Consider the following 25,261-nt stretch of genomic DNA (forward strand, 5'->3'; position numbering starts at 1 on the left):
GGCTCTTGGTTTTCCCGCCCCTGTGTGGGGGTTGGGGTGAGGGTTACGGCGGTGATGGCGGGAGGGAAACACCCGGTCCCATTCCGAACCCGGTCGTTAAGCCTCCCAGCGCCGATGGTACTGCCCCCTGGTTGGGGTGGGAGAGTAGGTCGCCGCCGGGCATCTTTTCGGTTGAGGCCGGATCCTCCGTGTGGGGGGTTCGGTCTCCCGTGTGTGTGGGGGGTTCCCGTGCCGGGAACCCCCCTTTTTTTGTTTCTGTTTGAGGGTGGGTCGGGTTGTTTCGAGGAGAGGGGGCGGGCATGGTTTCCTGGCCGGTGACTATAGAGCGGGGTTCCTGCCTCTGGGGTGGGGGCCGAAACAGCGCCGGCAACGTGGCAGGCCCCCGTCTTCGGCCACGGAACCGGCGGGACGCCTGGGATAGGAATTCGCTTCCAAGAGACGTGTAAGCGTCGTGTGACGGTGTTTCCGGGACGGCGGTCGGGAGCGGACATGAGCGCTCCCGGTACCGAACGGGGGTCGGATACCGGTGATCCTTCACGCTTTACCCGACGGGCGGGCGTGACGTGCGTGGACGTGGCCCGAGTTCACATGTCGTAGAGTGAGAGGGATCTGAGAATCACGACGCGCTGCTACGGGACGGTGGCAGCGCTTTTGAATGTTTACGGACGGAACATGACTGACGACAGCCGATCGGGGGGCCGTGACGGCTCCGGAGCCCGCAACAACGGAGGTCACCGATCGGGTGGTCCCGGAGGACGGGGAGCCGGCCGGGGCGACCGTTCCCGGTCCGGCTTCGACCGTGGTGGAGAGCGTGGGGGGTACCGCGGGCGTGAGGACCGTGGTGGCTTCGGGCGTGAGGAGCGGCGTGGTCCGCGTGAGGGATACGGTCGCGGTGAAGGTCGCCGTGACTGGTCCGACCGGCGTGACGACCGAGGTGGGCAGCGTGGCGGTTCTGGCCGAGGAGGCTACCGAGGAGACTCGGACCGCGGCTACCGACGCGACGAGCGAAGCGGAGAGCGGGACGGTTTCGAACGCCGTCGACGCTTCGACGAGGAGGGCGGCCGAGGCGGCCACCGCGCCGACGACCGCGACGGCACTCGTGGATGCGAGGGGTACCGCGGGCGTGAGGACCGTGGTGGCTTCGGGCGTGAGGAGCGGCGTGGTCCGCGTGAGGGATACGGCCGGGGCGAAGGTCGCCGTGACTGGTCCGACCGGCGTGACGACCGGGGTGGGCAGCGTGGCGGTTCTGGCCGAGGAGGCTACCGAGGAGACTCGGACCGCGGCTACCGACGCGACGACCGGGAGGGGTCCCGCGAGGGATACGGCCGTGGTGAAGGTCGCCGCGGCTGGTCCGACCGGCGCGACGACCGCGGCGGCCGGAGGGGAGAACGGCCCTTCCGCTCCGGGGACCGCCGTTCGGGAGGCCGCTTCGACGGCCCTCACCGCGACCGGCGCGATGACCGCGCGCCGCGAGACCCGCGTGACATGGCTCCGGAGCTGCCCGAGGACGTGACAGCGGGTCAGCTGGACGCCGAGGTCCGTGCCGAGTTGAACACGCTGCCGCGCTCGCTCGCCGACATCGTGGCACGGCACCTGGTGGTGGCCGGCGCCCTGTTGGACGAGGACCCGGAACGGGCCTACGAGCACGCGATCTACGCGCGCCGCCGGGCGTCGCGTGTCGGTGCGGTGCGTGAGGCGTCAGGGGTGGCGGCCTACAGCGTCGGCAAGTGGCAGGAGGCGCTGGCGGACCTGCGCGCGGCCCGGCGGCTGAACGGCCGTAACACCTACCTGGCCCTCATGGCCGACTGCGAACGGGGCCTGGGGCGTCCGGAGCGGGCGCTGGAGATCGCGCACGGCCCGGAGAGCAGGGAGCTCGACGTGGCCGAGCGGGTCGAGCTGCGTATCGTCGCCTCTGGCGCCCGCCGGGACATGGGGGATCCGGAGGCGGCCCTGGTCGAGTTGCAGGGACCGGAGCTCAAGGAACGGCGGGCCCGGCCTTGGGTGGCCCGTCTGTTCTACGCCTACGCCGACGTGCTGTTGGAACTGGGCCGTGAAGAGGAGGCCCGGGAGTACTTCTCCCGCGCCTCGGCGGTGGACCGCGACGGTGAGACCGACGCGGACGAGCGCCTTGCCGAGCTGGAGGGCCTGGAGATCACCGACATCGGTGAAGACGTCGTCTGGAGCGACGCCGAGGATCCCGAACCGGCCGACGAGACGCGGGGGGACGAGACGCCGGATGGCGAGGGGTCCCCGGGGACCGAGGCCGTGGAGGACGAGCAGCGGCGGGACGACGAGACCCCCGATGGGTCCGGCTCCGCAGCGGCGCGGACGGAGGACGTCCAAGACGCCGTGGAGGACGCCGGGAACAGTGAGGAAGGCTCCGGGGCGAGCGAGGACGGGCGTCCTCGCGAGGAGACCGACTGATCCGTTGACGTGTTCGGGTCCGGAACCGCAGAGCGGTTCCGGACCCGCCGGTGTTCGCGGTGGAGGATCGAGTCCGTCGAGGATCGGCCGCGGGGTGACGTTCGCCGTCGCCGGACAGGGCCTGCGGCCCGGCGCAGGCGCCTTGGGCGCCGACGGGGAGCGAGGGGCATCGTCCCCGGTGCCGGACGTGGGCGGGTCCGCCTTCCCGGCTTTCCGGTGCGCGATCCCGCGGGGTGCCGTCTGGGACGTCCACTCCGGGAGGGGAAGGCCCCGAGTGCGCCGGCCGGGGCACGGAGCGCGAGGGAAACCCGACGGGGGCGGGTGAGAGTGGGAAGGAACCCGATGGTGGATCGGGCGGGCCGCTGAAGGAGGACGATCGATGACCCGGATGGAGCCGTTGAACGGTGCGGTCGTCCGACTCGGCGGACTGCCCGCCTCGCACGACTCGGTGGTGGTGCTGCTGTTCGACGACGGACGGCCGGTACTCGTGCGTAACCGGTTTCGGGCCTGGGAGTTCCCTGGGGGACACGTGGAACCCGGCGAGGGGGTCGAGGAGACCGCGCGTCGCGAGGCGCGTGAGGAGGCGGGGGCCGAACTGGGGCCCGTCCGGATCGCCGGTTACTACGTGTTGGCGAACGGGCACACCACAGTCGTCACCCACGCCGAGGTCGTCCGGCTGCGGCCGTTGACCGGCCGGTTCGAGACGACCGAGGTCCGGTCCTTCGACGTCCTTCCCCCGGACCTGTCGTGGGACGACGGCCTCTACGCCCATCTGCTGACGGTGCTGGGTCTGCCCGGGGCCCCGGAGGGCGATGAGGCCGACGGCCGGGAAAAGGGACGCGCCCGGCCGTAGCGGGCCGTGCGGAAAACGTCTTCTGGGCGCCGGTCGATACCCGAGTATCGGCGCGTCCGTGGTGGGGCCGCCGCCGTTCCCGGGCCGCGCGCGGCCCGGTGGTCTTGATGTGGACGGCCGGTCCGCGCCCGCGCATCCGGAGCGCGCGGGTGAGCGCCGGACCGCGACGGTCGCGCTCTCTCGACGCTGAAAACCAGACTGAGGTCCCTGCCCAGGAGCGGATCGTCGTCCGGCGCGATGGGGGCGGGCGGCGCAATGCCGGAAGGCCCGTCGAGTATGGCGGTGGTTCCCAGGGCGTGGAGCGGTCGAGAGGCGTCGGCGTGGCCAGCAGCGGTGTGATCGCACGTCCGGCGTTGGAGCGACCCGACGGAGACGCCGCCTCCGTCGGGTCGCGGTGCCGGCCGATCGAACGGGGCCGCTCCGGCCGTGGCCGTGTCGTTCGCCGGACGCGGGAGGGCCGTCGCCGAAGATCCGCGCGCTGCGGAGCAGGGCCGCCGGCCTCCGTCCCGGCCCGCGGGCGATGCCGTGACGTGGAGGAGCGCCTGGCGGGGACCGAACCTCCCGGTCCGGGGCGGCACGCACGGTCCCACGATCACGCCTTCGACCTCGACGACGGGAGGACGGGGTCGTCCCGGGTGGGGGCGTCCGCCCCCCCTAGCGCGGGAGACGAGGCGAAGGGGCGGCCGGGCAGGCGGCGTGGAGTGCGTGCTCGCCGCCGGGATGGAACGGCCGGGCCCGCAGGGGTGGGCCGGTGGCCTGGGCACCGCCCACCACGCCGTCCTCAGGTCCGGGATGTCGCGATCGGTCGATGACCCCCCGTCCACCGGAGTCGTTCGCGCGGTCCGTCACGGGGCGTCGCCGGTCGTGGGCCTGGTTCCCGGCCCTGGGGGCGGGAGCGGGGACGGGGAGAGACACCGTGTGTCATGGGACCGTTTCCCCGGCACGGATCCGGCGTCGCCCGGCTCCGCCAGGCGACGCCGCGTCACACCATCGCGCGGGGGCCGGCCGGACCGCGCGGCTCCTCCCGCCTCGACCGCGTGGGTCAGCGGGCGCTCCGATCGGCGGCCTGGTCGGCCTCGACCTGGTCGAGCCAGTGTGAGATGCCGGCGACGTTGCCCTCCACGCCACTGAGGATCTCCAACACGCGCTGGGAGTCGGCGGGGGCGTCCTCGGGCAGGGGCCGGTAGCGCCGTCGCACCTGCTCGCGCACCATCGCCACCGCGTGGTCGAGGTCTCCCGCGGAACTGGTGCGCGCCTTCCGCACCGCCTCGACCCAGGCCCGCAGTTCGACCACGGCGCGCTCCAACGTCTCCTCCACCTTCTCCACCGCGCCGAAGTGCGAGAACATCAGACGCCGAGGGGAGATGTCGCCGAACAGGCGGAGGGACTCCAGACCGGCGTCCAGGTCGAAGTCGGGCGGGGGAGTGGCCGGACGCACGTCCCCGGTGTGGGGGTTGTACACGCCGACCGCGTCCCCGACATAGAGGTCACCCGTCGCGGAGTCGACCAGGCCCACATGGTGCTTGGCGTGGCCGGGGGAGTAGTAGGCGGTGAGACGGCGCCCACCGCCCAGGTCGATCTCGCCGCCGGTGTCGACGGCGCGGATGCGGGTCGCCTCGGTGGGGCTCATCTCGCCGAACAGGACGTCGAGCCGTTCCCCCCAGACCATGCGGGCGCTGCGCATCAGCCGGGAGGGATCGGCGAGGTGGCGCGCTCCCCGTTCGTGCACGACGATCTCGGCGTTGGGGAAGAGACGGGCGATGTCGCCGGTGCCTCCGGCGTGGTCGAGGTGGATGTGGGTGACCACGACCGTCGCGAGATCCTGAGGGGACACGCCCAACCTGGTCAGCGCGTCGTGCAGGACGGGGGCCGATCCCGCGGTCCCCACCTCGACCACGCAGGGCCGTTCCGTCCGGATCAGGTAGCTGGAGGTGATGCCCTCGTAGCCCGCCATCTTCGTGTCGATCGCGAAGATCTCGTCGCCCAGGGGGGTGATGGTGTCGGGAAGCCCGCCTGGGGTCGTCGCCTCGTGCACTGCCTCGTCTCCCTATCCCCGCTTCGTGCCGGTCGGACCGAATCTAGTTCACCCCGGCTCCACGGGGTCCGGGCGGGGTGAGGACGGGGTTATCCACAGGTGAAGAAGTCGTCCTTCCGGCATGGGCGGCCACGGCGGATGCTGGAGATGGAAACGGCATGCCGCACACGAGACCGCGGGTGCTACCGACCCATCCCCCCAGGGAGGACCAGCATGCACAAGACGTCCACCGCTTCCGTCGCCGTCCGCAGGGGCCCCGCCGCCGACCCGGCGCGTGTCCCGTCCGCCTCACCCACCGACGACCTTGGGGAGCGGGCCGGTGCCGACCGCCTGGGACACCGCAACGAGGTGCTGTTGGCCGGACGGGTCACCGCCGAGCCCGCGGTACGGGAACTTCCCAGCGGTGACCACCTGGTCACCTGGCGTGTTTCAGTGGTCCGGCCGCCCCAGGAGCAGCGTCCCAACCAACCCGCCGACCCGATCACCTGCGTCAGCTTCCACCCGTCCATGGAAGAGGCGACACGAGGTTGGCGGATCGGCGATCTGGTCCAGGTCACCGGGGCCCTGCGGCGCCGTTTCTGGCGTTCGCCCAGTGGGGCGGCCAGCGTGTTCGAGGTCGAGGCTCGGACCGCCCGGCGGATCGAGCCGCCCGGCTCACCAGCCCAGCTGGGCTAGCGGCGCCGCGGCGGCCGCCGGGGTCACCCCTTCGGGGTGGGCCCAGGCGGCCCCGCACAGCGCGCGCAGCGCGTCCAGGCGGTCCCCGTGGCCCGAGAGCTCCAGGCCGCCCTGGTGCGCGGTGGCCTGCCAGGCGCCGCAGCGCGCCTCCGTTCCGTGTGTCCGCACCTCGGGGTGGGGCAGGTTCAGCCCGCTCAGGTCATAGGCCAGATAGGAGGGACGGTGCCGTGGTGGTGCCAGGAGCAGTTCGGCGGGGGTGGTCACCCCCGACAACACCAGGAGCGCGTCCGCACCCCGGTTGGTGGCGCCTTCGATGTCGGTGTCCAGGCGATCGCCGACGACGAGCGGGTTGGTGGCCCCGGTGCGTCGCACCCCTTCTTCGTGGAGTGGCCGCTCGGGTTTGCCCGCGACGATCGGCTCGGTCCGCGATGCGTGGGCGATCACCCGGGCGAAGGAGCCGTTACCCGGGAGCACGCCACGTCCCAATGGCGCGGTGGCGTCGCCGTTGGTGGCCACGAACAGCGCGCCGGCCATCACCGCCAGGGCCCCTTCGGCCAACAGGTCATAGCCCAGCCTGGGCGAGTACCCCTGGACCACGGCCACGGGCCGTTCGGCGGCCACCGTCACGGGGCGCATCCCCTGCTGCCGAAGCGCCTGGCGCAGCCCGGTGTCGCCCACGACGAGGACCGCCGAACCGGCGGGGAAACGCTCGGCGATCAACCGCGCCGCCGCCTGCGCCGAGGTCACCACCTCCTCGGGACGGGCGGGGATCCCCATCCCACAGAGCCGTTCGGCGATCGCCGCGGGGGTGCGTGCGGCGTTGTTGGTCACGAACGCCACGCGCATGCCCGCGGCCCTGGCCTTCTCGATGGCCTCGGGGGCGGCTGGAACGGGGCCGGAGCCGATGTAGACGACCCCGTCCAGGTCCAGCAGCGCGGCGTCGTGGACGGTCGAAAGCGGTTCGGTGGAGGATTTCAGAGTCATCGCGCCTGTAACTGTCTCGATGGTGGTGGGACGAGCGGGGTCCACGGTCAGGGAAAGGCACGCAGGACGAGCCCCGTGCGTGGCTTGGGACCGAACGATGTCGATTTGCGTGGGGTCAGTTCTCCGCGGGCGGTCACCGCGTAGACGTCGGAGACCTCCAGCGGGGGCAGGATCACCGCGCTGCCATCTGGACGGGCCGCGGCCAGCGCGCCATCGGCCTCGTCGTGGACGAGTCTCACCGAGGTGTCGGCGACGCCCCACAACGGCAGCAGCACCCGTTCCAGGACCGAGGTGGGCAGTCTCCGCCACTGGTGGGAGCGGTCGGGCATCGCCGCGCGGAGCCGGTCGCGGTCGAAACCGTGGAGCAGGAAACAGGTGCCGGAGTCGGCGAGGAGGAGGGCGGGTCCCCGCCCAGCGGCGTCCCGCAGCCGCGCGAGAGCGCTCCGCAGGTCCCCTCCGGAAAGCTCCTCCACCACCGCCACCTCCCGCGCGGTGCGGGCGGCCCATCCGGCCTCCACCTTCGGCAGGACGCGGTGGATCGCGCCGAGCCGTGGCGGCCAGGCGTCGGAGTCGACGAGGAAGGCCAGTCCATGGTCCCAGGGGCCCGGTCCGTCCCGTTCGGCTCGTAGCCGTTGGTAGGCGGCATAGCGGTGGTGGCCGTCGGCGATGAGGGCGGTGCGAGCGGCCAGGTCGGTTGCCACGGCCCGCAGCGTGGCGGTGTCGCTGATGGCCCAGAGCCGGTGTGTCACGCCGTCTCCGGTGACGGTGTCCACCAGCGCCTCCGTCGAGGACTGCGCGATGGCGTCGACCGTCAGCGTCGCGGCGCCCCGCACGGGGTTCCCGCCCTGGTAGAGCAGGAAGATCGGCTCCAGATTGGCCCTGGTCGCGGCCATCAGCCGTGCCCGATCCGCGACCGGGCCGGCCAAGACGGCCTCGTGCGGTCGTACCACCGGGCTGTCGGGCGGGGGAAGACGCAGCGCGCCGATGAGGCCCCGCTGGCGGTGTCCGGTGGGCGAGGTCTGCTCATAGACGTAGAGCGCGGGCGTGGGGTCGCGCACCAGCACCCCCTCGGCGACCCAGCGGCGCAGGGTCAGGGCGGCGCGCTGGTAGCGATCCGGGCCGCACAGTTCCCAGGGAGGGTCGCCGGCCTCCCGGGCGGCCGGGGGGAGCGTGAGCCGCACGGCGTTGTGCGGGTCGCCGCGCACCAGGTCGGTCGCTGTCTGGGCGTCGACCACGTCGTAGGGCGGGGCCAGGGCCAGGGCCAGATCGAGCGTGGGGGAGTCGATGAGGGCACGGGCGTCAGCCGTGGCGTAGCGCAGCCCCTGGAACGGGGCCAGCTCCAATACGTCCTCGGGGGTCGCTCTCCGCACCCTCGCACGATACCGGCACCGTCGTGGGAGGCCCTCCACGGCCCTGGCCTTCCGTTATGCCGTCCGGGCCCCGTTCCCGCGGGCGGTGCGGGGGCCTGGGGCCGTCTCGGCGGCCGGGTTCGCCACGGATCTTCGGCCGCCCCGAACCGGGCCGCAAGGGCCAGGACGGGACGAGCGTCGTGTCCCGCGGCCGGCCGCGTCCGGATCGGCCGGTCCGAGGGACCGCGTGCGAGACATCCCCTGGTCCTGGCGGCGCGGTGGCGAGCACTGCGGACCGTTCCCGAGCCGGTCGGGAGAGGGACAGGCGTCGTGAACACGCGGCCGGGAGGGCAAGGGGCGAAACGGTGCCACGCGGAGGACGGGCTTTCCCGGCGCCGTGCCGGAACAGCCCCGGGGCCTCACAGCAGCTTGCGCATCCGCATCATGTCGCTCAGGCTCGCGTCGAGCTTCACCCGGCCCGAGAACAGCGCCTTGGCGAAGTCGAGCCGGCCCTCGGCCAGCTCGATCAGGTCGTCGCTGGTGGTGGTGATGCGTACCTGGGCCCGCTCACCGGGGTCGGCCGCCGGCCGGTCGGTGACGCCGACCAGTCCGTCCATGCTCAGGCGCATGACGAACATGGTGTCCAGGTCGCTGACGAGCACGCTCACCGTACGGTCCACGATGTGCTTGCGTCGACGCGCCTCGTCGACCTCCATGATCCGGTCGGACACCTTGCCGATCGCCGTACGACATTCCTCAACGCTGGCCATGCGTCCATGATGCCTTAGCGCGCGACGGGGCGCGCACGGCGCCTATCCTCCCCGCCGACCTGGACGCTCCCGTCACATTCCTACGTCGATGCCGGTAGCGTTTTGTGGGGTCTTCCCGGAGTCGCATCCAGATTTCACGAGGAGCACGTTCACATGGTCGTCGACGCGGTACGTACCTACCTCGATGCCGCCAGCGGCTTCACCGAGCTGACACGTAAGCGCGCCGTCGCCGCGGCCAAGACCCTCCTCAGGGAGGAGGAGGGGCGCTCGGCCGTCGCCAAGGGGGCCGACACGGCCCGGGGCGCCGTGGACGGCGTGGAGGGTGCGGTGCGCGCGACCCGGGTGGGGCACACGATCCAGACCCTGGCCGCCGATCTCATCGAGACCAGCAAGGCCAACCGGGCGGCGCTGGACGACCTGATCGAGGCCGAGGTCCGACGGGTCCTCGACCGTCTCGACCTCGTCCGGCGGGACGAGTACGACCGGCTCGCGCGCCGTGTCGCCGAGCTGGAGCGCCGGCTGGCCTCCCGCACCGCCGTGCGGCCCGTTCCCCCCGCCGGGGGAGCCACGCCCCCTCTGGTTCCGTCCCCTTCCGCGCCCGTCGCCGTCGAGAGTCCGGAAGCGCGGGAGGACGGGGTCATGGTCGGCCACGTCAAGGACTCCGAGCCGGGGGGCCGCGGTGACACCGCCGGTGTCGAGGAGGCGGAGACGGCCTCCCCCACGGGCGTCGCGGCGGAGGGGGACGGACCGACGGTCACGCAGACCTCGACCACGGAGCTCCCCGACTCCTCGGCCGTCCCTCCGCAGGCCGAGGTGCTACCGGGGATGGAGGCGACACCGACCGCGCCCACCGGTCCCGGCCGCGCGGGTGAGGAGGGGACGGCCGAGAACGAGGACGGCGCCCGCCCCTCCAAGGAGCGAGACGGGGAGGCGTCCACCGACGAGGACCCCGACCCGCAGACGGCCGGTGACGGCGAGGAGGACAAACCGGCCGCCGCCGAGACCTCCGCCACGAAGAAGCCGGCCGGCCGCGCCAAGGCCAAGTCCACGACCACGCGCTCCCGGGCCGGGGGGAAGGGCGCCACCAAGCGCTCGGGCGGCGCTCGGGCGCGTGGCGCCAAGGACGGCGGAAAGTGACCCCGGGCAACGGCGAGGAGTCCCGCGAGGGGAGGCGCCCCGTTCCTCGTCCGCTCCCCGGACCACCGGGGGCGACCGTCGGCGAGGCGGGGCTCGCCGAGCGCACCCGGACCGGCGTCCGCGACCGGCTGGCCGGCCTCGACGGGCTGCCCGTCGCCGAGCACGTCGCCGTGTTCGACGCGATCCATCGAGACCTCTCGGCCGTGCTCTCCGGCCTCGACCAGGAACGCCCCGGCGAGCCACGGGGCGATCGGCCCGGCGGGCCGCGGCCGAGCTGAGGGCCGTCCTTCCATCACTCGTTTCGTTCAGATAGGCACTTCCACACCATGCCCAAACGCAGCCGACTGGACGCCGAACTCGTCCGGCGCGGCCACGCCCGGTCCCGCGGTCACGCGGCCGAGCTCATCGACGCGGGACAGGTCCGTGTCGCAGGCGTCGTCGCCACCAAGGCCGCAACCCAGGTCGGGACCGACCAGGCGATCGTCGTCAGCGAGGGCGAGGCGCAGCCCGTCTACGTCTCGCGTGGTGCCCACAAGCTCATCGGCGCGCTCGACGCCTTCGGACTCGATCCGGCGGGCCGCCGCTGTCTGGACGCCGGGGCCTCCACCGGCGGATTCACCGATGTCCTGCTGCGCCGGGGGGCCGCGCACGTCGTCGCGGTGGACGTCGGCTACGGGCAGCTCGCCTGGAAACTGCGCGGCGATGAGCGTGTCACCGTCCGGGAGCGCTGCAACGTCCGCGACCTGACCCCCGACCAGGTCGGTGAACCACTGCCGGACCTGGTGGTCGGGGACCTGTCGTTCATCTCGCTGACCCTGGTGCTGCCGGCCCTGGTGCGTTGCGCGCGGCCCGGCGCCGACTTCGCGATGATGGTCAAGCCGCAGTTCGAGGTGGGGCGCGACCGGGTCGGGGCCGGTGGCGTGGTGCGCGAGCCCCAGTCGCGGGCCGACGCGGTGCGGGCGGTCGCCGACCACGCGATGACCTTGGGGCTGGGGACGGTCGACGTCGCGGCGAGCCCGCTGCCGGGCCCTTCGGGCAATGTCGAGTACTTCCTGTGGATGCGCGCCGGGGCCCCGGCCCTGGAAGAGGAGCGGTTGTGGCGGGCCATCGAGGAGGGGCCCCGCTAACGCCTCCCACGCCTGGGCACGGCGCCGTTGGGGGTGCCGGTTCGGGTAACGTGACCCGGCCGGGTGACGACAGCGTCGTCCCCGGAGGGGCGACGGGGACTCAGCGAGGAGGACGTTTCGATGACCAGCGCGGGCACGGCCGATGGCGTCGTGACCAGTTCGGAGCGGCCGGACCGGCGCAGCGTGCTGCTGCTGACCCACACGGGCAGGCCCGCCGCGGTCCGTAGTGCCCGGTTGGTCCACGAGTGCCTCACCGCCGCCGGGATGGGCGTGCGCATGTTGGAGTCGGAGGCCGACGACCTCAAGCGGAGCGGATGCGGGCTCGATCCCGTCGAGATCGTGCCGGCCGGTCCCGATGCGGCCCTGGGCGTCGAGATCGTCATGGTGCTCGGCGGAGACGGGACCCTGTTGCGGGCGGCCGAGCTGGCCCGTCCGGCCGGAGCCCCCCTGCTCGGTGTCAACCTCGGCCATGTCGGGTTCCTGGCCGAGGCCGAGCGAGAGGACCTCACCGCCACGGTGCGCAGCGTCGTCGAACGCGACTACTCCGTCGAGGAGCGGATGACGTTGGACGTCGCCGTCTACAACGGGGGGCGTGGTGACGGCCTGCCCCCGGTCCGCACGTGGGCGCTGAACGAGGCGACGCTGGAGAAGGCCTCGGCGCGCCGGATGCTGGAGACGGTCCTGGAGATCGACGGGCGTCCCCTGTCGCGTTGGGGGTGTGACGGAGTGGTCTGCGCCACGCCCACGGGGTCGACCGCGCACGCCTTCTCGGCGGGGGGTCCCATCGTCTGGCCCGAGGTCGAGGCGCTCCTGGTCGTCCCGATCAGCGCCCACGCGCTGTTCGCCCGGCCGCTCGTCGTCTCCCCCAAGGCGACGGTGGCGCTGGAAGTGCTTCCCGACACCACTGCCGGCGTGCTCTGGTGCGATGGACGCCGTATGGTCGAATTGCCGGCCGGCGCGCGGATCGAGATCTCGTGTGCGGACGTGCCGGTACGGTTGGCCCGGTTGCAGCGGGCGCCGTTCACCGACCGGCTGGTCGCCAAGTTCGGCCTGCCCGTGGCCGGATGGCGTGGACGCGCCGAACTCGCCGACCCCGAGGGGCGGTGAATCCGCGCGTCCCGGGCAGGGGACGTGGCGCACTGCACGCCTGTGGCGGTAACAGGAGAGGTTCCGTTGCTCGAAGAAGTCCGAATCCAGGGGCTCGGGGTCATCGACGACGCCGTGTTGGAGCTGTCGCCGGGGTTCACCGTCGTCACGGGTGAGACCGGTGCCGGCAAGACGATGGTCGTCACCGGGCTCGGCCTGCTGTTCGGCGGGCGGGCCGACCCGCAGCGCGTCCGGCCGGGGGCCGACCGCGCGGTCGTCGAGGGACGGCTGCGTGTCGCCCCCGACGGCAGGGTGGCCGAGCGGGTGGCCGAGGCGGGGGGAGACCTCGACGAGGACGTCTTGATCCTCACCCGGACCGTGTCGGCCGAAGGGCGCTCCCGGGCGACGCTGGGCGGCCGCTCCGCCCCGGTCAGCCTGCTCGCCTATCTCGCCGACGACCTCGTCGCCGTGCACGGGCAGTCCGACCAGCAGCGGCTGTTGCGTCCCGAACGCCAGCGCGCGGCTTTGGACCGTTACGCGGGTGAGGAGCTGGCCAAGGTCGCCAGCGCCTACTCGGCGGCCTACCGACGTCACCGTGAGGTCGCCGACACGTTGGAGGAGCTCACGACCCGGGCGCGGGAACGCGCCCAGGAGGCCGACCTGCTCCGGTTCGGTCTGGAGGAGATCGCCGCGGCCGACCCCAAGAGCGGGGAGGACGAGGAGCTGCTGGCCGAGGAGTCCCGGCTGGGGCACGCCGACGCGCTGCGGATCGGGGCGACCACCGCGCACGAGGCGCTTGTCGGGGATCCGGCCGTCGCGGAGGTCCAGGCCGACGTCATCAGCCTGCTCGCCGCGGCCCGTCAGGCGCTCGCCGGTGTGCGCGAGCACGACGCCGACCTCGCCGCGGTCGCCGACCGCCTCGACGAGGCGAGCTACATCCTCAGCGACGCCGCGACGGAGCTCGCCTCCTACGCCGAGTCGGTCGAGGCCGATCCGGCCAGGCTCGCCGCGGTCCAGGAGCGGCGCGCGCTGCTCACCCAGCTCGCCCGCAAGTACGGCGAGACCACCGCTGACGTGCTGGCCTGGGCCGAGAACGCGGCCAAGCGGTTGGCCGAGCTGGACGGCGACGACGAGCGCATCGACGCGCTGCGCGTCGAGGAGACGGAGCTGCGCGAGGCCATGACCGGCCTCGCCGACCGGTTGACCGAGATCCGGACGAGGGCCGCCGAACGTTTCGGCGCCGCGGTGACCGAGGAGCTCACCGCGCTGGCCATGCCGCACGCGCGGGTGAGCGTCCGGGTCACCACGGGGGAGGAGTTCGGCCAGCACGGCCGCGACGACATCGAGCTGTTGCTCGCCCCTCATCCCAGCGCCCCGCCCCTGCCTTTGAACAAGGGGGCGTCGGGGGGTGAGCTGTCCCGGGTGATGCTCGCCATCGAGGTGGTCTTCGCCGGCGCCGACCCGGTGCCGACCTTCGTGTTCGACGAGGTCGACGCCGGGGTCGGGGGCAAGGCCGCGGTGGAGATCGGCCGCAGACTGGCCCGGTTGGCCCGCCGCGCCCAGGTCATCGTCGTCACCCACCTTCCCCAGGTGGCCGCCTTCGCCGACGCCCACCTGCTCGTGGAGAAGTCCAACGACGGCATGGTGACCGAGAGCGGGGTGACCCGTCTGGATCGTCAGGGGCGGGTGCGGGAGCTCTCGCGTATGCTGGCCGGGATGGAGGACTCCGAACTCGGCCGCGCCCACGCCGAGGAGCTGCTCACGATCGCGGCTGCCGACCGGGACTGAACCGTCCCTGTGTTGGCCGCTTCGGGCCATCAGGGGCCGCCGGGGAGGCGCCCGGCCGGCCCGCCCGGCCTGTGTCCAGGTGGCGAGTGCGCATGGTGCGGCCCTGAACACCCCACATGGGTGTGGCAGGAGGAGGTCGTCGATGCCTTTGGGTGAACACGCCGTCACCCCTCGTGTTATGCCGGAAGGCGGGACCGCTCTGGCAAGATGCAACCGATGAAGGTCCCGACGGCGCTCGCCGCCAGATTCCCGAAACTCCGTCGCGGCAAGACCGACGGTCCTGTCGGTGTTACCGCTCCCGTGCGCGCGGACCGCCGCACCAAGAACCTGACCAAGCGGTTGAAGCCCGGTGACATCGCGGTCATCGACCATGTCGACATCGACCGTGTCAGCGCCGAGGCGCTGGTGGCCTGCGGTGTCTCCGCGGTCCTCAACGTCGCCAGCAGCATCAGCGGGCGCTACCCCAACCTGGGCCCCCAGCTTCTTGTCGAGGCGGGCATTCCCCTGGTCGACGATGTCGATCCCGAGGTGTTCACCCGCGTCCAGGAGGGCGAGGTGCTGCGCCTGGAGAACGGCGTGCTGCTGCGCGGTGACGAGGTCGTGGCCAAGGGGGTGGAACAGGACGCCCAGTCGATCGAAGCGGCCATGATCGAGGCGCGCGCCGGTCTGTCGGTGCAGCTGGAGGCCTTCGCCGCCAACACCATGGAGTACCTCAAGCGGGAGCGCGAACTCCTCATCGACGGTGTCGGCGTCCCCGACATCGCGACCGAGATCGAGGGCCGGCACGTGCTGATCGTCGTGCGCGGCTACCACTACCGCGAGGACATCGCCGCCCTGCGCTCCTACATCCGCGAGTACCGGCCCGTGATGATCGGCGTGGACGGCGGCGCCGACGCGCTGCTCGAAGCCGGTTATCGGCCCGACATCATCGTCGGTGACTTCGACTCGGTGTCGGACAAGGCGCTGGCCTGTGGTGCCGAGCTCGTCGTCCACGCCTACCGGGACGGTCGCGCGCCGGGGCTCAAACGCCTCTCCGACCTGGGGCACGAGGCCATCGTCTTTCCCGCGACCGGCACCAGCGAGGACGTCGCGATGATGCTCGCCGACGACGCCGGGGCCAGCCTCATCGTCGCTGTCGGCACGCACGCCACCCTGGAGGAGTTCCTCGACAAGGGACGCGCCGGGATGGCCAGCACGTTCCTGACACGTCTGCGGGTCGGGAGCAAGCTCATCGACGCCAAGGGCGTCAGCCGTCTCTACCGCAGCCGCATCTCGCCCTGGACCCTGTTGGCGCTGGTCGCGGCATCCCTGCTCACCATCGTGGTCGCGGCCTACAGCTCACCGGTGGGCCAGGTCTACCTGACCTTCCTCGCCGCTCGCTGGGAAAACTTCCTCTACTCGCTGACCGGACTGTTCTCGTGATCGATTTCCGCTATCACCTGGTTTCCATCGTCGCGATCTTCCTCGCGCTGACGGTGGGCATCGTGCTGGGCACGACCATGCTCCAGGACCCCCTGCTCAACACGTTGCAATCGGAGACCTCGCGGCTGCGCGAGGAGAGCGAGGAACTGCGGGCGGAGAAGGACGTCGCCGAGCAGCTCAGCACGGGCAACGACCAGCTGGTCGACGCCTACGCCGAGCAGATGCTCGCCGACCAGCTCACCGGTACCCGCGTCGTGATCGTCGAGACCCCCGGGGTCGACGAGGCCATGCGCGACGGTCTGGTCAACCGCGTCCAGCAGGCCGGGGGGACGGTTCCGGGCCGCCTGGTCTTCGCCGAGGAGTACGGCGATCCCGAACAGGCCACCTTCGTCGACGAGCTCGTGGATCAGCTCGCCCAGGGCGAGACCGCCGCTCAGGGGGGCGCTTACGAGCGGGCGGGCATGGAGCTCGCGCGGGCCCTGATCGCTCCCACCGAAGAGGAGCGCGAGGAGACGGGGGAACAGCCCGAGGAGGAGGCGGAGAACGGCTACGACGCGGCCGCCGTCCTCGCCGGATTCAGCGAGGCGGGGCTGCTCACCGTGCACGGTGACCCCGCGGGCAAGTCCGACATCGCGCTGGTGCTCGCGCCGGCCGAGCCCTTCACGGTTCCCTCCTCCACCGACCCGCCACAAGATGACGTGGCGTCCCCGGCCAACACCGCCTACATCGCGCTGACCCGGGCGCTGCGCGACGCGGCGGAGGGTGCGGTACTGGTCGGCGGCGCGACCTCGGTCGAGCCGGGAGGGATCATCTCCCAGGCCAGGAGCGAGGAGTCCAGGTTCGCCACGGTCGACACCGCGGGCACCGTGGCGGGGGACGTGGTCGCCGCCCTGGCCCTGGCGATCAGCACCGAGGGGCGCAGCGGCAACTACGGTGTCGGGGAGGGCGTCGACGCCTTCCTGCCCGACCCGTTGCCCCGTCCCAACGAGTCCGAGGAGAACACGACGGGTACCGAACCCGCCGCGGGCGAGGAGAACGCGAAGGACGACGGAGAGGAGCGGGGACGGTGACCTCCCCACCGCGCCCTTCCCGGCGGGCACGCATCGGGCGGACGGTCGCCAGGGCGATCGCGGGGGCGGCGCTGGGCGCGGGAGCGGCCCGGACCTCCTACGCCGCGCTGACCCGGTCGCGGCCACGCGAGGACGGCGGCGGTGTGTTCGCCGCCGCGGGTCGTCCCGGAAGCACGTGGATCCGCACGAACTTCAGGGGGGAGCAGGTCACCCTGCTGGAGGGACCGGCGCTGGCCGCCGGAACGTGCGCGGCGGCCCTGGTGGCCCCTGGGCCGACACCGCGGCTGCGCGCCGCGACGGTGGTCGCCGCGGCGGGAGCGGGCCTGTTCGGCGCCTATGACGACCTGTCCGGATCCGGGGACTCCCGGGGCTTCAAGGGGCACATCGGGGCCCTGGCGCGCGGCGAGGTCACCACCGGTGCCGTGAAGATCCTCGGTATCGGCGCGGTCGGCCTGACCGCCGCCGCCGTGGCGCGTCCCCGGCCGGCCGACCTGCTCATCGACGGCGCGCTCATCGCCGGGGCGGCGAACCTGGTCAACCTGTTCGACCTGCGTCCCGGGCGGGCGATCAAGGCGGGACTGCTCGCCGGCGCGCCGGCCCTGGCCCATCCGGTCGCCGCCGCCGTCGCCGGTCCCGCGCTGGGAGCCGCGGCCGGGCTGCTCTCCGAGGACCTGGGCGAACGCGCGATGCTCGGCGACGCCGGTGCCAACGCGCTGGGCGCGGTCCTGGGGGTGGCAGCGACGGCGGTCTCGTCCCGGCGTACCCGGTTGGGCCTGCTGGCCGGCGTGGTCGCCCTCACCGCCGCCAGCGAGGTCGTCAGCTTCTCCCGCGTCATCGCGGCGACCCCCCCACTGCGCTGGGCCGACGAACTGGGACGGCGCCCGGCGCCCGGCCCCGTGCCCGCCGCGCCTGAGAGTCCTCCCGTCCCCGAACCGGCCCCACAACCCAAGCCGGCCTGAACGGCCCGCCCGGACCACGCGGGCTTCGAGACCCCCGTCCCCGAAGCCGCGCCTCGCGGGCCTTCACGCACCCCCGCGCGTGACCGCACCAACCAACGACCTGGAGTTCCCACCCCGTGTCCTGGGATCGGATCCGGCGCCTGAGCGCCGGTGTCGCCGGCGCGGCCCTGCTCATCGCCGTGGTCACCGCCTTCGCCCGTGTCGCCGGATTCGGCCGCACCGTGGTGTTCTCCCAGACCGTCGGCACCAACTGCCTGAGCACCGCCTACGTCACCGCCAACCAGGTGCCCAACGTCCTGTTCGAGGTCGTCATCGGCGGCGCGCTGTCGGGGATGGTGGTCCCGGTGCTCGCCGCGGCGGCCGAGCGCGGCGACCGCGAGCACGTGCGCCGCACCGCCTCGGCCCTCGTCACCTGGGTGCTGCTCGCCGCGGTCCCACTGGCGCTCGTCCTGGCCGCCGTGGCGACACCGGCGATGACCCTGATGCTGGGGCACCCGCGGGGGTGCGACCACGACGCGGTGCTCGCGTTGACCGTGCGGTTCCTGCTGGTGTTCGCCCCGCAGATCGTCTTCTACGGTCTCGCCGCGGTGTTCTACGGCATCCTCCAGGCGCATCGCCGGTTCCTGGCTCCGGCGCTGGCCCCGCTGCTCTCCAGTCTCGTCGTCATCACCGCCTACCTCGCCTTCGTTCCCCTCGGCGCGGCCTACCGCGACGACATCGCGGGTCTGCCGGCCGCCGCGGAGCTGACCCTGTCGTTGGGCACGACGGCCGGCGTCGTCGCGTTGTTCCTCACCGCGCTGGTGCCGCTCCTGCGCCTGCGGCTGGGGTTGCGCCCCACGCTGAGGTTCCCGCCCGGTGTCGCCCGCACGGCCCGCTCCCTGGGCCTTGCGGCGCTGCTGCCGCTGATCGCGATGCAGCTGAGCATGCTGGTCGCGATCATGCTGGCCAACAGGGGCGGTGGCGCGGGGGCGGCGGCGCTGTACAACTACGCCTGGGCGTTGTTCACGCTGCCCTACGGGGTCGTGGCGGTCCCGATCGCCACGAGCGCCTTCACCACGCTGTCGGTCCGCCACGCCGAGGGCGACCAGGAGGGGTACAACGCGATCCTGTCGGTCGGCGCGCGGGCCACGCTGGTCATCACGGCGGGGCTGGCCACGGCGCTGGCCGCCGCGGCGCGTCCGGTGGCCGAGGTCTTCGCCCCGGGTGAGCCGGCCCCCCTCGAACTGGCGCTGCTCACCTACGCTCCCGGCATCGTGGGGTTCGGTCTGGTCGCGCTGCTCAGCAGGGCGCTCTATGCTGCCCACCACGGTCGTTCGGCCGCCGCGGCGCAGGTCATGGGCTGGTTGGTGGTCTCGACGGCGGGCGCCGCGCTCGTCCTGGTCGCGCCCGAGCGGGGGGCGGTCGCGGCCCTGGGCGCCGGTACCTCCCTGGGACTGTCCCTGACCGCGGTCCTGCTCGCCGTCGCCGTCGCCCGGGTCAACGGGCGTGCCGCCTTCGCGGGCCTGGGGCGGGGGCTCCCCGCCGCGCTGCTCGGCGCCGGTGTCGGCTACCTGGCCGGCGCGTCGTTGACCGGGGCGCTGGACGCCGATGGCCTGTGGGGCAACGTCGGTGTGGCCGCACTCGGCGGTGTGGCGGCGCTCGCCGGTTTCGGCGCGGTCGCCATGCTGATCGATCGCCGCGCGGTCCGTGCGGCGATCACCCGGCGGGTGGCCCCGCCGGGCAAGGAGTCCCCAGACACCCAAGACACAGGAGACGAGAAGGCATGACCCGGATGAGGATCGCGATGGTCATCGCGACCAGCGGCGGTGGTGTCGGCAACCATGTCCGTTCGCTGAGCGCGGGACTCGTCACGCGCGGCCATCGGGTCGCCGTCATAGGTCCGCAGGCGACCGAGGAGCGCTTCGGCTTCACCGCGAACGGCTGCCGCTTCGTTCCGGTGGACGTCGGTACGCGGCCTCGCCCGGCGGGTGACCTCGCCGCGATCGGGCGTCTGCGCGGGCTCCTGGCCGACGCCGACATGGTGCACGCCCACGGCATCCGGGCGGGCGGGCTGTGCGCGCTGGCCCAGGCCCGCCCGCTCGTCGTCACGCTCCACAACGCCCCGCCCGCCGTGTCGGGGCCGCTCGGGCTGGTCTTTCCCGCCCTGGAGCGGCTCGTCGCCCGCCGCGCCGACATCGTCCTCGGGGTCTCGGGGGACCTGGTGGCCCGGATGCGGGCCAAGGGGGCGCGGGAGGTCGAACGCGCCCTGGTGACCGCTCCGCCGATGGGGCCGCCCCAGCGCACGGCCGAGGACGTCCGCGCCGAACTGGGCGTGGCGCCGGACCGGCCGCTCGCGCTGGTGGTGGCCAGGCTCGCCCCGCAGAAGGGCCTGGACGTGCTGTTGGACGCGGCCCGGCGGCTCAAGCAGCGCGATCCGGCCCCCGTGTTCGTGGTGGCCGGGGACGGCCCCCTCGACCGGGAGCTGAACGCGCGCATCGACGCCGAGGAGCTCCCGGTGCGGTTGTTGGGGCACCGTACCGATATCCCCGACCTCCTCGCCGCCGCTGACCTGTTCGTGCTCCCCTCCCTGTGGGAGGGGCCGTCGTTGGTGATCATGGAGGCGCTGCGGGCCGGACTGCCGGTGGTCGCGACCCGCGTGGGCGGCATCCCCGACCTGTACTCGGGGGTCGCGCTGCTGGTCCCGCCCAGCGACGCCTCGGCCCTGGCCCACGGGGTCGCCCAGGTCCTGGACGAGCCGAGCCGTGTCGAGGCCATGCGTGACGCCGCCAGGCTGACCGCGGCGGCCCTGCCGACCGAGGACGACACCGTGGAACAGGTCCTCAGCCTCTACCGTCGGCTCGCCGCGAACCGCGGCATGGTGGCCTGAGGGGGTCCCGGCCGCGCCCCCGCGTTTCACCACGGTGAGGTAAGACACACCTCCCCAAACCCTTTAACGGCGTGGAGCATGGTTCCGACTGGGCGTAGTCGATGGCATCATTGAGCCCGGCCCAGGGAAAGATGGAATAGATCCATGTTCCCGGGTCATTCAACAGGTGAGGGGAGTATCCCTTTCGCGGCGGTGTCGTCATCACGGAACGCAATGACGGTGCGGGCCCGGTGCCGTCGATCCATGGTTCATGGATGGGAGAGACCTCCGGTTAGTACGCATGCCCGTACCCCGAAAGCGGGCACCACACGACCGGAGGAGGGTCTCCATGGACGTGCCCATGTGGGTTTGGTTCGCCACGATCGGCGCCATGATCGCCATCTTGGTCGTCGATCTCGCGATCGTCGACCACCCTTGGAGCAAGAAGAGCGGCCCCAAGGAGTTCGGCATGAAGCAGGCCGCCTGGTGGGCGGCCTTCTACATCGGCATCGCCATCCTCTTCGGTTTCGGCCTGTGGTACTTCGGCGGTGGCACCGTCGCGGGTGAGTACTTCGCCGGCTTCGTCACCGAGAAGAGCCTGAGCGTCGACAACCTCTTCGTCTTCTACCTCATCATGGGCAGCTTCGCGGTGCCCAAGAAGTACCAGCACGAGGTGCTGCTGGTCGGCATCGTCATCGCCCTGGTGATGCGCGGTATCTTCATCGCGATCGGCGCGCAGGCGATCAACGCCTGGAGCGAGGTCTTCTACCTCTTCGGCGCGTTCCTCATCTACACCGCCATCAAGATCGTCCGCGACCAGGTCAAGGGCGACAGCCACGAGGAGTCCGACTACACCGACAGCTTCGCGGTGCGGATGGTCAAGAAGGTCTGGCCGGTCACCGACGACTACCACGGCGCCCGCCTGACCGTGAAGCTCGACGGTCGCCGCCACGTCACCCCCATGCTGATGGTCATCGTCGCGATCGGCGTCACCGACCTGGTGTTCGCGGTCGACTCCATCCCGGCCATCTTCGGTCTCACCCAGGACCCCTACATCGTCTTCACCGCCAACGCGTTCGCCCTGCTGGGTCTGCGCCAGCTCTACTTCCTCCTCGCCGGTCTCATGGACAAGCTGTCCTACATCAGCTGGGGCCTCGCGGCGATCATGGTGTTCATCGGTATCAAGATGTTCCTGCACGCGCTGCACGAGAACGGCGTCCACGTCCCCGAGGTCACGACCGGCCTGTCCCTCACCGTCATCCTCGGCATCATGACGATCACGATCGTCGCCAGCCTCTGGAAGGCCTCCGCCGACAAGAAGAAGCTGGCCGCCGGCTCCGAGACCGAAGGAGAGGACGCGATCTCGCGCAAGTGAGCCATCCTCGAACAGTTGTTCGGCTATAGTGAGGGCGTCCGCCGGCTCTGGTGGGCGCCCTCACGTGCGTCCGCTGGAAGTTTCCGCGGCGCCGAGTCGTTTCCGTAAGAAGCCGAACGCCGTGCGGCGGCCGACGTGGGTGCGCCCAACCCCCGAGCCGCCCGGCGCAGGCGCCTCATCCGCGCGCCGCCGCGGTGGGTCTCCCGACCGCCGCAGGCCATCGCGCGCCGCCGTTGCCGAAGGGGCTAATCATCCATGGCCGAACAGCTCGTCATTCGAGGGGCCCGGGAACACAACCTCAAGGACGTCTCGCTGGACCTCCCGCGTGACGCCATGATCGTGTTCACCGGGCTGTCGGGGTCGGGGAAGTCCTCCCTGGCCTTCGACACGATCTTCGCCGAGGGACAGCGACGCTACGTCGAGTCGCTGTCGGCCTACGCTCGGCAGTTCCTCGGCCAGATGGACAAGCCCGACGTCGACTTCATCGAGGGGCTGTCCCCCGCGGTCTCCATCGACCAGAAGTCCACCAACCGCAACCCCCGGTCCACGGTCGGCACCATCACCGAGGTCTACGACTACCTGCGCCTCCTGTGGTCGCGCATCGGGCAGCCGCACTGCCCCGAGTGCGGCCGGATGATCGCGCGACAGACCCCCCAGCAGATCGTCGACCGGGTCCTCGAACTGCCCGAGGGGACACGCTTCCAGGTGCTCGCGCCGGTCGTCCGCGGGCGCAAGGGCGAGTACGTCGAACTGTTCAAGGACCTCCAGACCAAGGGCTACACCCGGGCCAGGGTCGACGGCACCGCGGTGCGCCTGGACGAGGCCCCGAAGCTGAAGAAGTACGAGAAGCACGACATCGAGGTCGTCGTCGACCGGCTCACCGTCAAGGAGTCGGCCAAGAAGCGGCTCACCGACTCCGTCGAGACCGCGCTCCGGCTCGCCGCCGGGACGATCCTGCTGGAGTTCGTCGACCTGCCCGAGGACGATCCCGAACGCGAACGGGTCTACTCCGAGCACCTGTTCTGCCCCTACGACGACCTGTCGTTCGAGGAGCTGGAGCCGCGCTCGTTCTCGTTCAACTCTCCCTACGGCGCCTGTACCGAGTGCACCGGCCTGGGCACCCGCCTGGAGGTCGACCCCGAGCTGATCGTCCCCGACCCGGCCAAGACCCTCAACGAGGGCGCCATCGCCCCGTGGTCCAGCGGGCACGCCGGCGAGTACTTCGGCCGCCTCATGCAGGCGGTCGGCGACGCCATGGGGTTCGACCTGGACACCCCGTGGGAGAAGCTGCCCAAGGCCGCGCGCAAGGCACTGCTCCACGGGCACGAGACCCAGGTCCACGTGAGTTACCGCAACCGCTACGGGCGCACCCGCTCCTACTACACCGAGTACGAGGGGGTCATCCCCTGGGTGCACCGGCGACACGCCGAGAGCGAGAGCGACTTCAGCCGTGAGCGTCTCGAAGGGTTCATGCGGGTCGTCCCCTGTCCGGCCTGCCAGGGGGCGCGCCTCAAGCCGGTCATCCTCGCGGTCACCGTCGGAGGCCGCTCCATCGCCGACGTCAGCGCGCTGCCGCTGAGCGAGTGCGCGGAGTTCCTGCGCGACCTCGAACTGAGCGAGCGCGAGCAGGTCATCGCCGCCCAGGTGCTCAAGGAGATCAACGCCCGCCTCGGCTTCCTGCTGGACGTCGGGTTGGACTACCTGAGCCTGGAGCGGCCGGCCGCCTCGCTGTCGGGCGGCGAGGCCCAGCGGATCAGGCTGGCCACCCAGATCGGTTCCGGTCTGGTCGGCGTGCTCTACGTGCTCGACGAGCCCTCGATCGGTCTGCACCAGCGCGACAACTTCCGGCTGCTCGAGACGTTGCAGCGGTTGCGCGACATCGGTAACACCCTCATCGTGGTCGAGCACGACGAGGACACCATCCGCGCGGCCGACTGGGTCGTCGACATCGGCCCGGGCGCGGGAGAGCACGGTGGCAACGTCGTGGTCTCGGGCACCGTCGACGATCTGCTCAACAGCCCCGACTCCACCACCGGCGACTACCTCGCCGGCCGGCGCAGGATCGAGGTTCCCGCCACGCGCCGGCCGCTGGTCAAGGGACGCGAGCTCGTCGTGAAGGGCGCTCGCGAGAACAACCTGAAGAACATCGACGTCACCTTCCCGCTCGGCGTGCTCACCGCCGTCACCGGCGTGTCCGGCTCCGGCAAGTCCACGCTGGTCAACGAGATCCTCTACAAGTCCCTGGCCAAGGAGCTCAACGGGGCGCGTTCGGTTCCGGGGCGCCACACCCGCGTCAACGGGATGAAGCAGCTCGACAAGGTCGTGCACGTCGACCAGAGCCCGATCGGTCGGACCCCGCGCTCCAATCCGGCGACCTACACCGGGGTGTTCGACCACATCCGCAAGCTGTTCGCCCAGACCACCGAGGCGAAGGTACGCGGTTACCAGCCCGGGCGTTTCTCCTTCAACGTCAAGGGCGGGCGCTGCGAGGCGTGCGCGGGCGACGGCACGATCAAGATCGAGATGCAGTTCCTGCCCGACGTCTACGTCCCCTGCGAGGTCTGCCACGGCGCCCGCTACAACCGCGAGACGCTGGACGTCCACTACAAGGGCAAGACCATCGCCGACGTGCTCGACATGCCCATCGAGGAGGCGCTGGAGTTCTTCGAGCCGATCTCCGCGATCCGACGGCACATGCAGACCCTCAACGACGTCGGACTGGGGTACGTGCGGCTGGGGCAGCCGGCGACCACGCTCTCCGGCGGCGAGGCCCAGCGGGTCAAGCTCGCCACGGAACTGCAGCGCCGTTCCACCGGACGGACCGTCTACGTCCTGGACGAGCCGACCACGGGCCTGCACTTCGAGGACATCCGTAAGCTGCTCGGAGTGCTCGGACGGCTCGTGGACGGCGGCAACAGCGTCATCGTCATCGAGCACAACCTCGACGTCATCAAGACCGCCGACCACATCATCGACATGGGGCCCGAAGGCGGGTCGCGAGGCGGGACGGTCGTCGCCACGGGGACGCCCGAGCAGGTGGCCCAGGTCGAGGAGAGCTTCACCGGGCGGTTCCTGCGCGGCGTGTTGTGAGACGGGGCGCCTGCCCCCCGCCCCGCCCGTGGTCGCGGGGACCCCGAAGCGGGTCACCCCATGGTGTGGATCCGTGGGAACGGGTAGTGGGGCGGCAGGCGATCCCGTGGCGCGCGCCTGCGTGACCGATCCGACGCGCGAGCTGCCGAACACGGTGCGTGCCGCAGAGCGGGCGCCTGACGGTGGCGCGCGTCCGACGTAGCGGGGAGTGCAGGCGCTCATGAACCATCCATCGCCACCGCCGCCGAACGACCCGTCCGAGGGCGAGGGCG

At 71.9% G+C, this 25,261-nt stretch carries 20 protein-coding genes and 1 rRNA gene; 17 read left to right on the forward strand and 4 right to left on the reverse strand.

Annotated elements, in window-relative coordinates; translation table 11 throughout:
• Nucleotides 1-44: 44 nt before the first annotated feature.
• The 4 genes from rrf to B5D66_RS14980 all read left to right on the forward strand — a co-directional run bounded on the left by rrf (nucleotide 45) and on the right by B5D66_RS14980 (nucleotide 3,277).
• Nucleotides 45-161: ribosomal RNA gene (gene rrf / locus B5D66_RS14965) — 5S ribosomal RNA — on the forward strand.
• Between the two features lie 539 nt (nucleotides 162-700).
• On the forward strand, nucleotides 701-1,513 hold the full coding sequence (locus B5D66_RS14970) for a hypothetical protein (protein ID WP_144390146.1): 813 nt from the start codon (nucleotides 701-703) through the stop codon (nucleotides 1,511-1,513).
• On the forward strand, nucleotides 1,486-2,424 hold the full coding sequence (locus B5D66_RS14975) for a tetratricopeptide repeat protein (RefSeq protein ID WP_235001014.1): 939 nt from the start codon (nucleotides 1,486-1,488) through the stop codon (nucleotides 2,422-2,424). The genes B5D66_RS14970 and B5D66_RS14975 overlap by 28 nt, the downstream gene beginning before the upstream one ends.
• Nucleotides 2,425-2,803: 379 nt before the next feature.
• Nucleotides 2,804-3,277, forward strand: coding sequence for an NUDIX domain-containing protein (locus tag B5D66_RS14980; RefSeq protein WP_078762368.1), 474 nt, complete (start codon nucleotides 2,804-2,806; stop codon nucleotides 3,275-3,277).
• Nucleotides 3,278-4,319: 1,042 nt separating this feature from the next.
• On the opposite strand, the gene B5D66_RS14985 is transcribed toward B5D66_RS14980, so the two are convergent.
• On the reverse strand, nucleotides 4,320-5,312 hold the full coding sequence (locus tag B5D66_RS14985) for an MBL fold metallo-hydrolase (protein ID WP_394330059.1): 993 nt from the start codon (nucleotides 5,310-5,312) through the stop codon (nucleotides 4,320-4,322).
• A gap of 213 nt (nucleotides 5,313-5,525) precedes the next feature.
• On the opposite strand from B5D66_RS14985, the gene B5D66_RS14990 reads away from it, so the two are divergent.
• On the forward strand, nucleotides 5,526-5,987 hold the full coding sequence (locus B5D66_RS14990; protein WP_078762369.1) for a single-stranded DNA-binding protein: 462 nt from the start codon (nucleotides 5,526-5,528) through the stop codon (nucleotides 5,985-5,987).
• Here B5D66_RS14990 and B5D66_RS14995 read toward each other — a convergent pair.
• The 3 genes from B5D66_RS14995 to B5D66_RS15005 all read right to left on the reverse strand — a co-directional run bounded on the left by B5D66_RS14995 (nucleotide 5,967) and on the right by B5D66_RS15005 (nucleotide 9,090).
• Entirely contained in the window at nucleotides 5,967-6,971 is a 1,005-nt protein-coding gene (locus B5D66_RS14995) for an HAD-IIA family hydrolase (RefSeq protein WP_078762370.1), read from the reverse strand. The genes B5D66_RS14990 and B5D66_RS14995 overlap by 21 nt on opposite strands.
• Nucleotides 6,972-7,018: 47 nt before the next feature.
• Nucleotides 7,019-8,341 (reverse strand): DUF1015 family protein, encoded by a 1,323-nt coding sequence (locus B5D66_RS15000; RefSeq protein WP_078762371.1) that lies wholly within the window; start codon nucleotides 8,339-8,341, stop codon nucleotides 7,019-7,021.
• Between the two features lie 398 nt (nucleotides 8,342-8,739).
• A complete protein-coding gene (locus tag B5D66_RS15005; RefSeq protein WP_078762372.1) occupies nucleotides 8,740-9,090 on the reverse strand; it encodes an SCP2 sterol-binding domain-containing protein in 351 nt (116 codons plus the stop codon).
• 153 nt (nucleotides 9,091-9,243) lie between these two features.
• On the opposite strand from B5D66_RS15005, the gene B5D66_RS26475 reads away from it, so the two are divergent.
• From B5D66_RS26475 to uvrA, 12 genes are all read left to right on the forward strand, one after another.
• Entirely contained in the window at nucleotides 9,244-10,227 is a 984-nt protein-coding gene (locus tag B5D66_RS26475; RefSeq protein ID WP_078762373.1) for an accessory factor UbiK family protein, read from the forward strand.
• The gene (locus B5D66_RS15015) at nucleotides 10,224-10,505 is read left to right on the forward strand and encodes a hypothetical protein (RefSeq protein ID WP_078762374.1); all 282 of its coding nucleotides are present in this window, start codon (nucleotides 10,224-10,226) and stop codon (nucleotides 10,503-10,505) included. The genes B5D66_RS26475 and B5D66_RS15015 overlap by 4 nt, the downstream gene beginning before the upstream one ends.
• Nucleotides 10,506-10,553: 48 nt before the next feature.
• Nucleotides 10,554-11,354 (forward strand): TlyA family RNA methyltransferase, encoded by an 801-nt coding sequence (locus tag B5D66_RS15020; protein ID WP_078762375.1) that lies wholly within the window; start codon nucleotides 10,554-10,556, stop codon nucleotides 11,352-11,354.
• A 120-nt stretch (nucleotides 11,355-11,474) separates the two neighbouring features.
• On the forward strand, nucleotides 11,475-12,461 hold the full coding sequence (locus B5D66_RS15025) for an NAD kinase (protein ID WP_078762376.1): 987 nt from the start codon (nucleotides 11,475-11,477) through the stop codon (nucleotides 12,459-12,461).
• Nucleotides 12,462-12,527: 66 nt separating this feature from the next.
• Nucleotides 12,528-14,228, forward strand: a complete 1,701-nt coding sequence (gene recN / locus B5D66_RS15030; protein WP_078762377.1) for a DNA repair protein RecN — start codon at nucleotides 12,528-12,530, stop codon at nucleotides 14,226-14,228.
• A 216-nt stretch (nucleotides 14,229-14,444) separates the two neighbouring features.
• Nucleotides 14,445-15,650 (forward strand): putative cytokinetic ring protein SteA, encoded by a 1,206-nt coding sequence (gene steA / locus B5D66_RS15035; RefSeq protein ID WP_078762378.1) that lies wholly within the window; start codon nucleotides 14,445-14,447, stop codon nucleotides 15,648-15,650.
• Nucleotides 15,647-16,720: a copper transporter gene (locus B5D66_RS15040; protein ID WP_078762379.1), complete on the forward strand. Its 1,074-nt coding sequence runs from the start codon at nucleotides 15,647-15,649 to the stop codon at nucleotides 16,718-16,720. The genes steA and B5D66_RS15040 overlap by 4 nt, the downstream gene beginning before the upstream one ends.
• The gene (locus B5D66_RS15045) at nucleotides 16,717-17,679 is read left to right on the forward strand and encodes a hypothetical protein (protein ID WP_078762380.1); all 963 of its coding nucleotides are present in this window, start codon (nucleotides 16,717-16,719) and stop codon (nucleotides 17,677-17,679) included. Before B5D66_RS15040 ends, B5D66_RS15045 begins: the two co-directional genes overlap by 4 nt.
• 116 nt (nucleotides 17,680-17,795) lie before the next feature.
• On the forward strand, nucleotides 17,796-19,445 hold the full coding sequence (murJ, locus tag B5D66_RS15050; RefSeq protein WP_235001015.1) for a murein biosynthesis integral membrane protein MurJ: 1,650 nt from the start codon (nucleotides 17,796-17,798) through the stop codon (nucleotides 19,443-19,445).
• A 5-nt stretch (nucleotides 19,446-19,450) separates the two neighbouring features.
• Entirely contained in the window at nucleotides 19,451-20,545 is a 1,095-nt protein-coding gene (locus tag B5D66_RS15055) for a glycosyltransferase family 4 protein (RefSeq protein ID WP_078762576.1), read from the forward strand.
• A gap of 328 nt (nucleotides 20,546-20,873) precedes the next feature.
• Nucleotides 20,874-21,899 carry a TerC family protein gene (locus B5D66_RS15060; protein ID WP_078762381.1) on the forward strand — a complete coding sequence of 342 codons (1,026 nt, stop codon included), beginning with the start codon at nucleotides 20,874-20,876 and terminating at the stop codon, nucleotides 21,897-21,899.
• Between the two features lie 255 nt (nucleotides 21,900-22,154).
• A complete protein-coding gene (gene uvrA, locus B5D66_RS15065) occupies nucleotides 22,155-24,989 on the forward strand; it encodes an excinuclease ABC subunit UvrA (RefSeq protein WP_078762382.1) in 2,835 nt (944 codons plus the stop codon).
• Nucleotides 24,990-25,261 lie beyond the last annotated feature (272 nt).

This window comes from Marinactinospora thermotolerans DSM 45154, from assembly GCF_900167435.1.
In the GTDB taxonomy this organism is placed as follows: Bacteria; Actinomycetota; Actinomycetes; order Streptosporangiales; family Streptosporangiaceae; genus Marinactinospora; species Marinactinospora thermotolerans.

Coding starts and splice junctions, on each gene's coding strand:
- B5D66_RS14975 (WP_235001014.1), top strand. CDS start 1,486: ATGGCTCCGGAGCTGCCCGAGGACGTGACAGCGGGTCAGCTGGACGCC.
- B5D66_RS14980 (WP_078762368.1), top strand. CDS start 2,804: ATGACCCGGATGGAGCCGTTGAACGGTGCGGTCGTCCGACTCGGCGGA.
- B5D66_RS14990 (WP_078762369.1), top strand. CDS start 5,526: ATGCACAAGACGTCCACCGCTTCCGTCGCCGTCCGCAGGGGCCCCGCC.
- B5D66_RS14995 (WP_078762370.1), bottom strand. CDS start 6,971: ATGACTCTGAAATCCTCCACCGAACCGCTTTCGACCGTCCACGACGCC.
- B5D66_RS15005 (WP_078762372.1), bottom strand. CDS start 9,090: ATGGCCAGCGTTGAGGAATGTCGTACGGCGATCGGCAAGGTGTCCGAC.
- B5D66_RS26475 (WP_078762373.1), top strand. CDS start 9,244: ATGGTCGTCGACGCGGTACGTACCTACCTCGATGCCGCCAGCGGCTTC.
- B5D66_RS15020 (WP_078762375.1), top strand. CDS start 10,554: ATGCCCAAACGCAGCCGACTGGACGCCGAACTCGTCCGGCGCGGCCAC.
- B5D66_RS15025 (WP_078762376.1), top strand. CDS start 11,475: ATGACCAGCGCGGGCACGGCCGATGGCGTCGTGACCAGTTCGGAGCGG.
- steA (WP_078762378.1), top strand. CDS start 14,445: ATGAAGGTCCCGACGGCGCTCGCCGCCAGATTCCCGAAACTCCGTCGC.
- B5D66_RS15055 (WP_078762576.1), top strand. CDS start 19,451: ATGAGGATCGCGATGGTCATCGCGACCAGCGGCGGTGGTGTCGGCAAC.
- B5D66_RS15060 (WP_078762381.1), top strand. CDS start 20,874: ATGGACGTGCCCATGTGGGTTTGGTTCGCCACGATCGGCGCCATGATC.
- uvrA (WP_078762382.1), top strand. CDS start 22,155: ATGGCCGAACAGCTCGTCATTCGAGGGGCCCGGGAACACAACCTCAAG.